Origin of the sequence: Hymenobacter rigui, from assembly GCF_003944715.1 — a bacterium.
GTDB classification, from domain to species: Bacteria; Bacteroidota; Bacteroidia; order Cytophagales; family Hymenobacteraceae; genus Hymenobacter; species Hymenobacter rigui.
Map to the genome: position 1 here is coordinate 80,701 of NZ_RWIT01000008.1, position 15,301 is coordinate 96,001.

General features: G+C 65.5%; 8 protein-coding genes. 3 read left to right on the forward strand and 5 right to left on the reverse strand.

Annotated elements, in window-relative coordinates:
• The first annotated feature begins 380 nt into the window (after positions 1-380).
• Positions 381-1,088 (forward strand): DUF4198 domain-containing protein, encoded by a 708-nt coding sequence (locus EI291_RS14785; protein WP_148103415.1) that lies wholly within the window; start codon positions 381-383, stop codon positions 1,086-1,088.
• A gap of 53 nt (positions 1,089-1,141) precedes the next feature.
• Here the strand turns inward: EI291_RS14785 and EI291_RS14790 are convergent, their stop codons facing one another.
• The 4 genes from EI291_RS14790 to EI291_RS14805 all read right to left on the reverse strand — a co-directional run bounded on the left by EI291_RS14790 (position 1,142) and on the right by EI291_RS14805 (position 6,286).
• On the reverse strand, positions 1,142-1,561 hold the full coding sequence (locus tag EI291_RS14790) for a hypothetical protein (RefSeq protein WP_125421448.1): 420 nt from the start codon (positions 1,559-1,561) through the stop codon (positions 1,142-1,144).
• Between the two features lie 61 nt (positions 1,562-1,622).
• Positions 1,623-2,183 (reverse strand): TetR/AcrR family transcriptional regulator, encoded by a 561-nt coding sequence (locus EI291_RS14795; RefSeq protein WP_125421451.1) that lies wholly within the window; start codon positions 2,181-2,183, stop codon positions 1,623-1,625.
• A gap of 57 nt (positions 2,184-2,240) precedes the next feature.
• A complete protein-coding gene (locus EI291_RS14800; protein WP_125421454.1) occupies positions 2,241-4,079 on the reverse strand; it encodes a glycoside hydrolase family 13 protein in 1,839 nt (612 codons plus the stop codon).
• Positions 4,080-4,135: 56 nt separating this feature from the next.
• Complete coding sequence (locus tag EI291_RS14805; RefSeq protein WP_125421457.1) at positions 4,136-6,286, reverse strand: GH92 family glycosyl hydrolase; 2,151 nt, start codon at positions 6,284-6,286, stop codon at positions 4,136-4,138.
• A gap of 215 nt (positions 6,287-6,501) precedes the next feature.
• Between EI291_RS14805 and EI291_RS14810 the strand changes: the two genes are divergently transcribed.
• Together EI291_RS14810 and EI291_RS14815 are read left to right on the forward strand one after the other, a co-directional pair.
• Positions 6,502-7,356, forward strand: coding sequence for an AraC family transcriptional regulator (locus EI291_RS14810; protein ID WP_125421460.1), 855 nt, complete (start codon positions 6,502-6,504; stop codon positions 7,354-7,356).
• Positions 7,357-7,403: 47 nt separating this feature from the next.
• Positions 7,404-9,443: a beta-L-arabinofuranosidase domain-containing protein gene (locus EI291_RS14815; protein ID WP_170172656.1), complete on the forward strand. Its 2,040-nt coding sequence runs from the start codon at positions 7,404-7,406 to the stop codon at positions 9,441-9,443.
• Positions 9,444-9,757: 314 nt separating this feature from the next.
• Here the strand turns inward: EI291_RS14815 and EI291_RS14820 are convergent, their stop codons facing one another.
• Complete coding sequence (locus tag EI291_RS14820; protein WP_170172657.1) at positions 9,758-14,554, reverse strand: beta strand repeat-containing protein; 4,797 nt, start codon at positions 14,552-14,554, stop codon at positions 9,758-9,760.
• Positions 14,555-15,301 lie beyond the last annotated feature (747 nt).

Here is a 15,301-nt window from a genome sequence, read left to right on the forward strand (position 1 = left end):
GGTAGGAGAGTTAGCAGGTAATCGGCGCTGGAGTATGGCTTGCCGTAGAGTAAACCGTAATGCAGCGCCGGTTCCGTCTGCAAAGGTGGGACCGGTGGCGGGTGCGCCACCCAGCCAGTTGCCGGAAAAGTGTCCCGCCAGCTGTAGCCCGAGTTGGGCCGCTTGTTCCGGGTGCCGGTCCGCATTGCCTGCGTTGTACACCGGCCGGGCCGGTGTGTATGACCGGCTTCCGGTAATATATTGAGACTGATACAGCTTCTGTTTCAACGTATTCTTCCTTTATGCGCGTCAGCCCGGAAAGCAGGCAACTTGGGCCGCGCATGCAACCTGCGCGCCGCCCGCTGCCTCTTGTGGCAGGTATTTCTTTTTGACGTATTCGCGTGATGCTCCCTACTTCCTCCCCGCCGGTGCTGCTGGCCCTGGCCCTGCTGGTGGCCGGCTGCCGCAAGGAAAAACTGGAAAACTGCCCCGGTCAGTGCACCGTCATCACCGGGCAGCTGCTCACCAGCGGCCTGCAACCCCTGGCCGGAGCTCCCGTTACGGCCCGCTGGCACAGCGGCCAAGGCTACTCCGCGCCCCGGACCCGAGCCCGCGCCACCACCGATGCCAACGGCCGCTTTCAGGTGAGCTTCTACGTGAAGGAAGACGAACGGCAGCAGGGCTACTTCGACCTGATGTACGAGGTCAGCAAGAGCCGCTACTACGTGCTCGGCAACACCGACGGCCCGGATACGGGGGCGGCGGGGCGGCGGCGCGACACCACGTATCACCTGCCTCCCTTCCTGATTCCGCGCAAAGCCTACGTGAAGCTCACCGTGCCCAACCCCGACCAGATCCAGGACTACTTTGCCGTGAGTTTCACCAGTGCCCACCTGCACGAGCTGCAGGTTACGCCGCAGTCCATTGGGGGCGGGAGCTCAGTGGGAATTCCCCGGCAGGGCACCCCGTTTACTACGCTCCTGGAAGTAGCCGGCGACCAGAAAATCTACGTGCAGGCCACGCGTGGCAGCAACGGCGCGTACGTGCGCACCCTGGATTCCCTAATCGTGTCGGCCGATGTTACCCGGGAGCTCACCGTGCGCTACTAAGTACAATAGGGGAGGCCGGCGGACAGGTGGAAGGCGCAGCTGATGGTTGCCACTCAGGCGCGGGCGGGGCGCCACAAAGGCCCCACGGCCAAAAGCAGCACGGCCACGTTGAACACCGCGTTGGAGGCGTTACCGGAGGCTATCGAGCCTGCGCTGTCCAGTACAAACCAGCTGAGCACGCCCAGGAGCACGGCGCGGCGCACGGCTTCCGGAGCGTGGTCGTACACGCTGGTGGCCAGCAGCCAGATCATCACGCCCCACCCCACCAGAAAGCCCCCGGTAAGCGCCGCTAAAAACTGGGTATCGGGGTGGGTGAAGGTGGTGCGGCCGTCGAGGGGCCAGCTGAGCAGATCCAAGGTGAAACGGGCGGGTTCCGCAGTGGCCGCCCTGGTGCCGAGCGTGAAGACGGGGCCGAAAATACCGACGACAATGGCCGTAATTTTCAGCCAGAACCGGTGAAACGAGTGAGACATACTGTGCCAGAAAGGTGAATCCGGCGCATAGATACAAGCGGCCCGACCGCAGTTTTAGACGCTACCGTCCATTTCCCGGAAGCGGCGTGCCCAGGGCCTGAATCAAACCCGTCAGGCGGGTAAAATAGGCCGTGAGCCACTCCCGCGTGAGGGTGGCCTCGGTCAGCTGCAGATAAAAATTCTCCAGCGCCAGCTGAAAGATGCCGCGCAGTAGATGCGGGGGCAGGTCCAGCCGCAGCTCCCGGGCCCAGAGCATGATGAAAGCCTCGGCCGGCGGGCCGGAAGCCTGGGTCAGGCAGTGGTGGTACCGCTCGTCCTGCCGGTGCACGCGCAGCTGCCGCTGAAACAGCAGATCGGTGCGGTGCTCCAGCAGCACCGTCACCAGCTCGGGGCAGATGCTGCGGCAGGCCGCTTCCCGACCGGCCAGCTGCTGCGCCCGCGCCACGTGGTACTCCAGCAGCTGCTCCAGGAACACGTCCAGATCGGCGAAATGGTGATAAAACGAGGATTTGCTGATGCCCACCTTCTGGGCCAGCACCTCCACTTTCAACCCCTGGGGGCCGGTAGCGGCAAACAGCTCATAGCCCGTCTGCCGCCAGATGGTAGTCGGATCTTGTCGCATCGTTCCCGCGAAGATAGCCTACCGTTGGTAGGTGCCCTTATGCCGGCCGCACCATGGCTACTGCCCCAGCACCAGCCCGCTGAGGGGCGGCACCTCGGCGGTGGCTCCGCTGGTGCGGGCCTGGGTGAGCAGGTTGGTCCAGCGGCCGGCGGCGGGCAGCCGGAAGGTGGCCGGGGCCGCGCCCATGTTGAAAAGCACCACAATCTGCCGGCTGGGCTGCTGCTTATCGTAACGGCGGTAGGCCAGCTGGCCACCCTGGGCGGTCAGGAATTCCAGCTCGCCGGTGCGCAGCACGGGGTGGGTTTTGCGCAGGCGGATGAGCTGCTGGTAGTAGGCAAACTGCTCCTTATTAAAGCCGATGGGGTCGGTGGGGCTGGGGCCGGGCTGGTAGTTGTGGCGGGTTTCGGGCTCGAACGACAGGCCCGGCCAAGTCAGGGGCTTGCGGCAATCGGGGTCGTCGGCGCCCCACATGCCCATTTCCTCGCCGTTCCAGATTTGCGGGGCGCCCAGGCTGGTGTACTGGTGCAGCAGGTAGAGGCGCAGGCGCTGGTAGGTTTCGGCGTCGGGCCGGCTGGTGCGGTAGGCCGGGTCGTCGTGGGGCGTGGCGCGCAGCTTGTACTGGTTGGGGTTGTAGAAGTCGGAGAGCAGGCGCGGGGTATCGTGGCTGGAGCTCACGTTCATCATGGCCTGGCGGGTGGCCACCGGCAGGCGGTTCCACTGCAGCTGCAGACTGTCGCGCAGCCCGGCCGCGTCGAGGTGGTCGGCGGTATTTTTGGCGAAGAAGCTGCGGGCCGGGCGGTAGGCCTGGTAGAACATCACGGCATCGAACACGCCGGCCGCGCCGGTGTAGGGCACCGGATTCATGAGCCGGCCCGGAAACGCCTCCCACCAGATTTCGCCCACCAGGTAGGCCTGCGGGTTGATGCCCTTCACGAACTGGTGGTACTCGCGCCAGAAGCCCATCGGCAACTGGTCGGCCACATCGAGGCGGTAACCGTCGAGGCCGCGCGTTACGTCGCCGTCGGGGGCCAGCCAGCGCCGGGTGGTGGCCAGCACGTGGGCCTTGGCACCGGGGTTCAGTTGGCCCTCATAGGGGTGGCCGCTGCGGCGCGGCACGGGCACATCTATTTTCTTGATTTCGGGCAGGCTGGGTACACCCGCCCAGCCGGTGTAGGCAAACTCGTTGGGCGCGGTGGCCGGGTTGTCGAAGGCGTCCACGGCGTACCAGTCGCGGAAGGCCGACTGCTGCTGGCGCTGCACCACATCCTGCCAGGCCCAGAACTGGGTGCCGGTGTGGTTCCAGGAATAGTCCAGAATGAGGCGCATGCCGCGCCGGTGGACCTCGGCAATGAGCTTGAGAAACAGCCGGTCGGCGGCCGTCCAGCGCCAGGTGGCGGGGTCATTGGGATTTTCCTGGGCCATCAGTCGCAGGTCACCGGCCGGGTCGGGGCCGAAGTTGACGTCCACGTGGTGGTAGTGGCGGGCGTCGTACTTGTGCAGGGAAGGCGCGTCGTTGATGGGGTTCAGAAACAGGGCCGTCACGCCCAGCTGCTGCAGGTAGTCGAGCTTGTCGAGCACGCCCTGCAGGTCGCCCCCGAAGCGGCGCAGCGTCATGTTGTCGTTGTGCGAAAGGCCGGCCGCTTTGGCCCAGGGCTCGGGCGCGTACCAGTTGTGGGTCCAGGGCGTCACCGACCAGCCGGCCGGCACTGGCAGCACCCCGGCCATGGTGGCGGGCGTGGGGTCGTTGGTGGGGTCCCCGTTGGCGAAGCGCTCCACGAAAATCTGGTACCATACCGCGTCGCGGGCCCAGGTGGGCGGTGTGGGAGTGGCGGCCCGGGCCGCCGCGGGGGCCGCCAGCAAAGTCAGCAAGGGCAGTAAACGGAGAATATTTTTCATCGATACGGAAAAAAAGACAACCAGCCGGGCGGGACCGTCCCGCCCGGCATCGGCACTTAGAATACTAGCCGGGCCCCGCCCCGCACCAGCGCCTGGTGGGGCACAGTGGGCGTGGTCAGTACTGTGTCATTCAACGAAATACGGCCCGTGTGGTCGGCGTTGTTCCGGGTAATAGTCAGCGTTTTGCCGCCGCCTACGTGCACTACGGCCCGGCTTACCAGGGGGCGGCCCAGCACGTAGTCGCCCGCGGCCGGATTGACCGGGTAGAAGCCCAGTACGGCGAAGATGTACCAGGCCGACATCTGCCCGCAGTCGTCGTTACCGGTGAGGCCGTCCGGGGTGTTGCGGTAGAACTCCCGGCAGATGCGCGCCACCAGGGCCGGGCCCCGGGCGGGCGTGTCGGAGTAGGCGTAGAGGTAGGGCACGTGCTGGTCGGGCTCGTTGCCGTGGGCGTACTGGCCGATGAGGGCCTCCTGGCCCAGATGCTTGTTGGCCCCCGTGGCCCGGATGCTGAAGAAGCTGTCGAGCTGAGCGGTGAAGGCCCCGCGGCCCCCCAGCAGGCGGGTGAGGCCCGCCACGTCGTACTGGGCCGGCGTCCAGAAGTACTGCCAGGCGTTGGCCTCGGTGTAGTCGCCGGGGTTGTTCATGGGCGAGGTGGCTTCCAGCGGGCGGAAGGGCGTGCGCCAGCGGCCCCGGCTGTCCCTGCCCCGCAGCAGGCGGGTGGCGGGGTCGAAGAGGTTGCGGTAGTAGCCGGCCCGGCGGGCGTAGGTGGCAGCCACGGCCGGCTGGCCCAGCTGCCCGGCCAGCTGGGCCACGCAGTAGTCGTCCACGCCGTGCTCCAGAGTGCGCGACACGGCCTCGTTGGGCAGGCTGTCCGTAGGGTAGTAGCCGTAGCGGTTCAGCAGCGGCCAGTTGCTGTTTAGGTGGTTTTCCGTGGTCGACTGCACCATCTGGCGCAGGGCTTCGCGGCCGGAAAAGCCACGGAAGCCCTTGGCGTAGGCGTCGGCCAGCACCGGTAGGGCGTGGTTGCCAATCATGCAGTAGTTTTCCTGCCCCCAGATGGTCCAGATGGGCAGGAAGCCCGCCGCCCGGCCGTGCGCCAGCATCGACGAGGCGAAGCCATCCACCCGCTCGGGCGCAATAAGGGTGTAGAGCGGGTGCACGCCGCGGTAGGTGTCCCAGAGCGAGAGGGTGGAGTAGTAGGCCTTGTGCGGGGCCACCCGCACCGAATCGTCGGGCCCCCGGTAGCGGCCGTCCACGTCGACCACGTTGCTGGGCTGGATGAACAGCCGGTACAGGCAGCTGTAGAATACTTCTTTCTCGGACCGCGAGCCGGTAACCTCAATGCGGCTCAGGTACTGGTTCCAGCTCTGCCGGGACTGGGCCACCACCGCCGCAAAGTCCCAGCCCGGCAGCTCGGCTTGCAGATTCCGGCGGGCCCCGGCCACGCTCACCGTCGAGAGGGCCACCTTAGTGAGCAATGTGCTGTCGGGCAGCGCGAAGCGCAGCAGGTAGCGCGGCGCGTTGTCGCGGGGGCGGCGGGGCAGCGGCGTAGCCTCCGTGAAGGGCTGGTTGAAGGAGATGACGAAGAAGTATTTGCGCTCCACCCAGTTTTTGGTGTGGCAGTACCCGCTGATGGTTCGTTGGTTTTCCACCCGCACGGCGCTTTCCAGCACCAGCGAGTCGGTGAAAAAGCGCAGGCCGTGCTGCAAGTCCACCAGCAGCCGGGCCTGGGCCGTGGGGTAGGTATAGCGGTGCAGGGCTACGCGCTCGGTGGAGGCCAGCTCCACCCGCACCCGGTTGCCCAGCGTCACGGCGTAGTAGCCCGGCGAGGCCCGCTCGGTGCTCTTGGCGTAGGACTGGCCGAAGTGCGTGGCCGTGTCGGACGTGACGGGCTGCAGCAGCACGTCGCCCAGCTCGCTGATGCCGGTGCCGCTGGCCCGGGTCTGCGAAAAGCCCAGGATGCGTGGGGCCCGGTACTGGTAGCCGCTGGTGTAGTCCCAGCCTTGGTCCACATTGTCGGGGCCGGGCTGCACCAGACCAAACGGCCGGCATGGTCCCGGGAAGGTGTGGCCCGTGCCATCGGTGCCGATAAAGGGATTCACGAACCGGGTATAATCGGGTGTGGCCGACGGGCCTGGCGGGCGGCAGGCCCCCAGCGTCAGCCCCGTCAGCAGCACGAGCAGGAATCGGCAGAATGCATTCATAAATCGGCAGTAACAGCAGAAAGAAGTTCCTCCGGCGCGGGGTACTCTGGCGGCGGGCCGGAGCCGGCCGCTTTTCCCGGAAGGCCCAATGCAAAAGTAGAGGCTGCGTAAAGCGGGTTTTTCCGCCGGATTGCAAATGCTGACTCTCTATTGAACAGATTGCCGACATATGCGCCCAGTTGGCGCAAATTCGTAGCACTTTCCGTTGCTCATCCATGAAACTGCACTTCGAAAAGATAACCCCGGCCGCCGGCACGCCCCTGGTGGTGCAGCGCGTGGTGGAGGAGGCGTTTACCGGACCCCTGCACTTTCACCCCGAGCTGGAGCTGACGCTCATCGTGCGCAGCGGCGGCCAGCGCTACGTGGGCGACAGTCTGGAAGCCTTCGAGGCCGGCGACGTGGTGCTGCTGGGCGAAAATCTGCCGCACCGCTGGGCCAGCCCGCTACCTGCCGCCCCCGGTACGCCCGCCGAAGCCGTGGTGGTGCAGTTCGGAGCCGACGTGGCCACGGCCGACTGGTGGCAGCGGGCGGGCGGCCAGCACGTGGCCCAATTGCTGCACGAGAGTCGCCGGGGGCTGTGCCTGCTGGGTGCTGCCCGCGAGGCCGCCGCGCAGGTGCTGCACACCCTCCCGGAGCTGCCCGCCTTCGAGCAGGTACTTGCCCTGCTGGGGCTGCTCAGCCAAGTGGCCCGCTCCGGCGACTACCGCCCCCTGAGCAGCCCCAGCTTCCGGGTGCCGCTGCGCCAGGAAGACAGCCGCCGCCTCAACCAGGTGTACGGCTACATCTATGAAACCCTGACCACCGGCCCCGACCTGGGTACGGCCGCCGCCGCCCTGCACCTGAGCCCCTCGGCGTTCTGCCACTACTTCCGCAAGCACACCCAGAAGACGTTTTCGCAGGTGGTGAACGAGGCCCGGGTGGGGCAGGCCCAGCAGCTGCTCATGACCACTGACCGCCCCGTGGCCGACGTGGGCTACGCCTGCGGCTTTAACAGCCTTTCCAACTTCAACAAACAGTTTGCCCGCGTCGTCGGCTGCGCCCCCACCCGGTTCCGCCGCCGCTACCAGTAATGTCGCCGGGGGCCGGCTCGCCGGCCCGGTTCGCCTTTTTTCCTCCCATGAAACACCTTCTGATGCTCACCGCCTGCTGCCTGACGGCCGCCGCGCCCGCTGCGGCTCAACCCACGCCCGGGTCCGCCGCGCCCGTACCCGCCACCGCCTTTCAGATGGTGCAACCCCGGCCGGCGGCCTTCGAGCCGCTGTGGTTTGGGGAGGTGAAGCCCACCGGCTGGCTGCTGGCGCAGATGCGCCACGATTTGCAGCACGGCTTCGTGGGCCAGCTCGACGCGCTGGTGCCCGACCTGATTACCCGGGATGACATCTACGGCCGCGACCGGCTGACCACAGCCGTGAAGAGCAAGAGCGTGGGGGCCATCAGCGCGCCCTCGCCGGCTGACGTGCAGTATTTGTGGTGGAACAGCGAAACCCAGTCGAACTGGTGGGACGGCTTCGTGCGCACGGCCCTGCTCACCGACGACGCGCCGGCCCTGGCCCGGGCCCGGCAGTACGTGAAGCGCATCCTCGCCACCCAGGACCCGGACGGCTACCTGGGCATCTACGCCCCCGATCTGCGCTTTCACTTCACCGGCGAAAACGGGGAGCTGTGGGCCCAGGCCACGCTGCTGCGCGGGCTGCTGGGCTACTACGAGACCACCCGCGACGCGCGGGTGCTGCGGGCTGTGGAGCGGGCCGTGGCCGTGACAATGCGCGCCTACCCGGTGCGGCAGTCGGCCCCGTTTGCGGCCGCCAGCGGGGGCGTGGCCCACGGCCTCACCTTCACCGACACGCTGGAGCGGCTCTACCAGCTCACCGGTCAGCAGCGCTACCGCGACTACGCGTTGTGGCTGTACGAGGACTTTTCGACCCGCCCCGCCACCGAGGCCGACGCCCAGTTGGGCCACTTGCTCGACCCGGACTACCGCTTTCAGGCCCACGGGGCGCATACCTACGAGCATCTGCGCACCGTGGTGCAGGCGGCCTACAACTCGGGCAACCCGGTGCTGCAGGCGGGCCTGCAGGGCTACCTTGCCAAGCTCGACGCCTGCCTGGCCCCCAGCGGCGGGCCCATCGGCGACGAGTGGATTGCGGGCCGGACGGCCAGCGCCGCGGCCACCGGCTACGAGTACTGCTCCATTCACGAGTTGACCGATTCCTACGCCCTGCTGCTGCAGCGCAGCGGCAATACCCGCTGGGCCGACCGCCTAGAGTGGCTCACCTTCAACGCCGGGCAGGGGGCGCGCTACCCCGGCGGCAGCGCCATTGCCTACCTCAAAACCGACAACTCCTTCTCCATGACCGGCCCGCTGCATCCCGGCGACGCCCCCGTGGGCAAGGACCCGCAGACGCGCTACAAGTATTCGCCCGTACACCAGGACGTGGCCGTGTGCTGCGTGCCCAATGCCGGCCGCCTCTACCCGTACTACACCCGCACTATGTGGCTGCGCACCCCCGAGGGCGGGCTGTTGGCGGCCCTCTACGGCCCCTGCGAAGTGCGCACCACCGTGCAGAATACCCCCGTGCACCTGGTGGAGGAAACGGCCTACCCGCTGGAGCTGACCGGCACCATCACCGTTTCGGCCGACAAGCCCACGGCTTTTGACGTGGTGCTGCGCCAGCCCGCCTGGGCCGGCCGGCTGCGGGTGAAAGTGCCCGCCGGGGCTACCGTGCGCGAGGCCGACGGACTGGTGTACATCCGCAAAATCTGGGGGCAGCAGGAGCGCATCCGCTTCGAGCTGCCGGCCGCCGTGCAGCAGCACACCGATGCCCAGGGCGACGCCTACTTCAGCCACGGCCCGCTGGTGTACGCGCTGCCGCTACCCGGCACTCCAACGGCCACCAAAGCCTACCCCGTACCCGGCTTCCAGGACGTGCAGCTGACCAGCACCGCCCCCGCTGACTTCACCCTGCCGACCCGGTCGGGCGCTTTCCGCCCCGTGCCGGCCCCCGCCGGCTTAATCGGCTGGGACCACACGCCCCGCCTGCGCGGCACGGTGCAGGCCCCGGGCAGCGCCCGGACGGTGCCGGTTGAGTTGCTGCCCATGGGAAGTACGGCCCTGCGCCGGGTTACGTTTGCGCGACCGGCTGCGTACCGTCCCTGAATAGTTAGCTGGTGAGCAGCAGGCGGGATATCCTCCACGTTGACGCGCTCTAACTCCCGGTCAGAGTGACGCGCACGATGGAAGGGACAGAACCGACGGAGTGAATGAAAGCCGAGCCCAGTAATAAGCGGATTCGTGAGTAAAGGTAGGAGAGAGGCGGGTGGGGATATGGGCGGAAGTAACGCAGATAGTTTACTGTCTGGTTGCTGGTGTAAGTAGCCGAGCAGGCTGCCTGCAGAGTACTGCCGAACGCCAAACGGGCTCCCGGAATATTTCCGGGAGCCCGTTTTTACAGAGTAGTGGCAGCAACTGGCTTACTCCAGCACTAGGCGGGCGGCCTGCGCGCCGCAGCGCACCACATACACGCCCGTAGGCAGCGCGGCCGGCAGCACCAAGCGGGCCGAGCCGTCGGCAGCGGTGCGGGTTGTGAGGACCAGTCGCCCGACGGCGTCGTACACCTGTACCGATGTGTCCGGCGTGGCTCCTTGCAGCGTGGCCGTGCCCTGGGTAGGGTTAGGAGCCAGCGTCAGGGCCGGGCGCGACTCGACGGCGCGCGTGATCACCTGCACTGATGAGTAGGCAACCGTCCCGTCCAGATCCACCTGGCGCAGGCGGTAGTATACCACCGTGGTCCCGTAGCGAGCTAGGTTTTTGTCCGTGAGCTGATATTCGTGGGGCTGAGTGCTGGTACCGTGGCCCGTTATCCGGCCCACAGCCCGGAACGTGCGCCCATCAGCGCTGCTTTCCACATCGAAGTGAGCATTATTACGTTCCTGCGCCGTAGCCCACTGCAGCAGTGCGTCGTTGCCCTTGCGTTCCGCCGTGAAGCGTACCAGCTCCACCGGCAGCGGCGAGCTGCCATAGGTACCGATGAACGTCTGGCTGAACGAGTTCACCGGGAAGGTCACCGTGCTGGCCACCGCATTGGCGGCGTTTGCCGAAATGGGGGCGTCAAACGCACCGTCGCTGTTGCTGCCGCGCTTGTAGAGCTTCAGGTTCGAGGGCGTTGATGCGTCGCCCGCGCTGATAAGGCCCTGATCCAGGGTGTACGTGATGTTGGCGGTAAAGCTGCTGGTGCTATACTTGTCCACAATCCAGTAGGCCCGGGTGTGGGTGCTGCGCAGGTTGGCATCACTCACCTGGGTGCCCAGCGGCGTACCTTCCAGGCGGGTCACCACCAAATCATAGGGCGTACCCGAGGCCGACGTGAAGTTGATGGCGACGTTGGTACCCGTGAACGAGTAGTTGCTGGCACTGGTAACCGACTGCAGATTGCTGACGCCGGCACCTATCGGAGCCGTGCTGACAATGCGGGTAGCACCGGTCAGGGTACCCGTTGAGCCGCTGATGCCGTCCGTAGTAGTCGCCCCGTTCTCGTTGAACTGCAGGTAGGATACCAGCCCGTTTTCCGTGCCGCTGAGCGTCAGGTGCCGCAGCTGGCGGATTTCCGTCTGGGTCAGGGCCCGGTTCCACTGGCTCACCTCGTCAATGTCGCCGGGGAAGAAGCTGGTGCCCGTCGTGCCGACCCCGCCAATAAAGCTGACGCTGGTGCCGGCCGGTGGCGTGCTGGTATTAAAGCTGACAACCGATTCTCCGTTGAGGTACACCAGCAGCGTGGTACCGTTGTAGGTAGCCACCACGTGGTTCCATTCACTGCCCTGAACGGTATTGGGGCCGGTCTGCTGGTTTACTGTAGTAGTGCCCGTGCCGAAGCCGGCCCCAAGGCGGCCGTTGCCGGTTACGAAGATGTAGGGCGCCGCCGAGTTGCCGGTACCATTGCCGAGCACGTAGTACGTGGTGCTGCCCGTACCAATAGCCGGCTTAATCCATACCGCCTGGGTGTAGCTCCCGGTCGGGGCCGGGGCCGGAGGAGTTGCCGCGCTGAAGTTGACATAGCCGGGAGTATTGCCACCCGTGAAGCGCAGGGCGGTACCCGCCACGCGGCTGATCTGAATGATCTGGCGGCTGCCGGCCGGAGCTGGGGTGCTGGGGTTTCTCGTGCTCGAGAACGAGCCGTCGAACAAGGTGAAGCTCGGCGCGGTGGCATCCAGTACGTTGCCGTTCGTGGCGTTGGCCGCTACGTCGTACGCCAGCCAGAAGTAGTTGGTGCCGGTAACCAGCTGCCGGATGCCCGTGATGGTGAAAGTGCCGTTCGGATTGGCCGTGGCGTTGCCGAACGGGGAGGCGGTGGTAAAGGCGGTGTTGGTGCCGGTGTAGTACACGCGGGCCGACGAAATGTCGGCCGGAGTGGTGCTGCCCGTCGTAGTGAACGTGAACGAAGTAGCGCTAATCGGCGCATCCGGTCCGCCCCCGATGACGATGGCCACCCGCAGAATCTCCTGGTTGGTGCTGCCCGCCACCACGCGGGCCGTGCTGGCCTGCGTAACCGCGCTGCTGCTGTAGGTAGCCGGAACCTGTACCGTAAAGGTGTTGGTGGCACTGGGGGCACTCACCAGCTGGCCGGGAAGCTGGGCCGTGGCGTATACCGTGTGCGTACCGCTGGTCAGGGCCGGCAGGCCGGAGTAAGTCCGGATCCAGGTGCCGCCCGAGTTGGGGGTGACGGCCGCACCAACCTGCACGCCATCAATGTATACCCGTACCGTGCTGCCAACCACGGCCGTGCCCAGGGAATTGGGCGTGCTGCTGGTCGTGGCGCCGTTGGAGGGGATGATGACAGTCGGGGCCGGCGTCTGGGGCTGGTTGTAGGTGACGCTGTAAGCGTTGCTGGCCGAGTTCAGGGTGTTGTTGTCATCCTGGGCTACACCGGCCACCAGGCTTACCGTAGTAGCTGTGCCGGGCGTGGTGGGCGTCACCGTGAAGGTATAAGGCCCCGCGCCGCTGCCGCTGAAGCTGCCGGTAGTCACGGTACCGTTCGTTACGGTCACGTCGGCATCGGTAAAGCTGGTGCCCACGCTCTGCGAGAAGCTCACCGAGAAGGGAATCGGCGAGGTAGCGGTGGTACCGCCCGTGGCGGCGGCCGTGCTGCTGACGGTGGCCGTCAGGTCCGGAGCCGTCACGTCGAAAGTCGCCGAGGTGAAGGTATCGTAGGTCGGAATGTTATTGGCCTGAATAGAGCCCACGAACACGTCGTTTACGAACACGTTGAGCCGCTGGTCGAGGGCGGTGTAGTTGCGCTGGATGGCCCGGAAGCGGATCTGGTAGCTGCCCGTAGGCACGCCCAGGTTCTGCGAGATGCTGGCGTTGTTGTCGCCGTTGCTCTGCACCAGGGCTACCGCGTCGCCGTCGGCGGCCGTCGAGCCAAAGCCGCTGTTGTTGCGCGACACGCCGGCCGTGCCGGTGAATCTCCAGGGCGTGGCCACTACGCCATCGGCCGTTTTTTTGAAGGTGCCTGGGTCTACGTTGTTCGTCTCGAAGCTGCCGTTTTGCAGGCCGTTGGCGAAGGTCGCGCCGCCGCTCAGCACCTGCACCGCATCCACAAAGGCGGTGATGTCGCCGTTGCCACTGGCACTGCCCGCTGCCTGAATGCGCAGGGTAGGAGCCGCCGCGAAGCTCTTGGTGATGGTGTACGTGGTGCCGCTGGTGTAGGGCACGTTGCTGAGCGTGGGCGTGACGCCCGCGCTGGTGTTCACATTCAGCCGGAGCGTGCCGTCGCCGGTACCCGTATTGACCGTCACCGTGTACGCCGTACCGTTCGTGCCGCCCACGCTGCTCACGCTGCTCACGCCGGCTCCGGTCAGGCCGGTAGTGGTCAGGTTAAAGTTGCTGGTCGTCAGGCCCGAAACCGTACCTGAGAAGGTAACCCGGTAGCTTACCGTGCCCGTAGCGGTAGGCGAGGGAGTGGTGCCGGTTACGGAGGCTACCGTGGCCGAGGGTTGCTGGTAAGTGAGCGAGTACGACGAGGGGGTGGCGGTGTTGAAGTTGCCGGCCGCATCCTGGGCCACGTTGGCGGGTACGGCTACCGTGGTAGCGGTGCCGGCCGTGGCGGGCGTCACCGTGAAGGTATACACCGTGCCGGGGCTGGTGCCAGTCACGGTACCGCCGGTAATCGAGCCGTTGGTCACGGTCACGTCGCCGGCCACGAAGCCCGTCACGTTTTCCGAGAAGGTCACCGTAAACGGAATGGGTGTGGTAGCCGTAGTGCTGCCGCTGGTGCCGGCCGTACTGCTGATGGCTACCGTGGGCCGGCTTTTGTCGATGTCGTAGGTCTCGCCACCAGTGAAGGGCACGTTGCTTATGCCCGGAGAAACACCCGTCGCGTTCAGCAGGTCCAGCCGTAGCGAATACGTGGAGCCCGAGCCGGTATTCACGGTAACGGTGTAGGTGGTGCCCAAGCCGCTTACGCTGGCCACGGAAGCCCCGCCGCTAAAGCCGCTGCCCTGCGCCGTTATGCCAAAACTATTGACGTTCAGGCCCGTCACAGGGTTGGCAAACGTCACGGTGTACTGTACCTGGCTGGCGTTGGTGGGGTTGGTGCCCGCCCGCACGATGGACGTTACGGTGGTTTGGGTAGTAAACGTCTGCACCGCGCCGTAGCTGGTGCCCGCCGCGTTAATGGCGTAGGCGGCCACGTAGTAGCGCGTACCTGCCGTCAGGCCCGAAACAGTTTCGGAGAAAGTGCCAGTGCCGCTGCCGTTGCTATACTGCGTCGTATTCGCGCCGCCCACGGTGGGATTGGTGTTGCTGCTGCTGTACACCACGCCGCGGCCGGTAACGCTAGCTCCGCCGTCGGCCGTTACGTTGCCGCCCAGCACGGCGCTGGTGGTAGTAATGCTCGTGGCCGCCGCCGTGGTTACGGTAGGAGCCGCGGCAGCCACGGAATTGCTGCCAATGCCGTTGAAGGAGTATACGCCGCCCGCTACTACAGTGCTGATATAGGTGCCGGTCAGGGAGAAACGGGAACGGCCCGTATTACTGGTGTTGGCCCCGTCGCCGACGTAGATAACGCTGTTGGGAATATCCACTCGTAAGCTTTGCGGGTTAATGAACGTCGTGGCCGAGTTGCCGGAGGCCAGTGTGGTCTGGCCCGTGCCATCCAGGTTGGCCGACGAAAGCCGGTCGTCGGCCGCCGGGATGCTGCTCTGTACCCAGTAAATCTTGCTGGCCGCCGTCTGGGCTTGCGCGCTAAAGCTGGCCAGCAACAATAACAGCAAGACTAGAAGCCCGCCCGCATTTACCCGGTCGGCTGTACGCCTGATTAGCGGGGGGCTGAGCGGGACTAGTGGCCCCCGTCGAACGAAATTGTAAGAGTTTATCATGAAAGAAACTGAATTAGTGAAGCAAAAAAAGCGGGTTGAATTAGGGGATGGAGGCATCAGTAGCAGTGACACCAAGGGCGCAGACAAGTTTTCAAGCCAGACGAGATACAGGTAGAATTCCGGCAGGTGTATAGGTACCGTATTGAGCGCAGGGACGCCTGATAGGTAGCTAGCGTAGCCGTGCCCGTGAGGGTAAGTACGCCAGAACTGGCATCGTACGAGTTGGCAATCCCGTTTTGGTTGATGCAATGCAGGTAATACTGGGCCGAAACAAAGCACCGCTGGTGGTGCTGTACACCACGCCACGCTCGGTTGAGGTGGTCAGGCCAAAAAAAACAGAGAAGGTCGGGCGCCCCCGGAAAGGCACCTGCCCGAAAAATGAAAACCCCGCTAATCAGTGTGACCGGGAGTCAGAAGCGAAAGGAAAGTGCCGTCAGCGGAGCCAGCAGCCCCACTGGCTGGCGCGTAACGCACGCTGTTGGCCGGCTCCGGCGGCAGGAGTTTTCACCGGAGCCGGCATAGTACACAGCAAGCAATAGGGCATAGCAATCATCTTTCTATCAAGCCGGTATAGCGCAGAATAGATTAGAATATTCCTGTTGCAAAGCTCGCCCGTAGCGGCATGCCGCGCCATGACATAAA

Excerpts from the sequence above, each read along its gene's own strand:
- EI291_RS14805 (WP_125421457.1), bottom strand. The coding sequence starts at position 6,286 with ATGAATGCATTCTGCCGATTCCTGCTCGTGCTGCTGACGGGGCTGACG.
- EI291_RS14815 (WP_170172656.1), top strand. The coding sequence starts at position 7,404 with ATGAAACACCTTCTGATGCTCACCGCCTGCTGCCTGACGGCCGCCGCG.
- EI291_RS14800 (WP_125421454.1), bottom strand. The coding sequence starts at position 4,079 with ATGAAAAATATTCTCCGTTTACTGCCCTTGCTGACTTTGCTGGCGGCC.
- EI291_RS14810 (WP_125421460.1), top strand. The coding sequence starts at position 6,502 with ATGAAACTGCACTTCGAAAAGATAACCCCGGCCGCCGGCACGCCCCTG.
- EI291_RS14795 (WP_125421451.1), bottom strand. The coding sequence starts at position 2,183 with ATGCGACAAGATCCGACTACCATCTGGCGGCAGACGGGCTATGAGCTG.
- EI291_RS14790 (WP_125421448.1), bottom strand. The coding sequence starts at position 1,561 with ATGTCTCACTCGTTTCACCGGTTCTGGCTGAAAATTACGGCCATTGTC.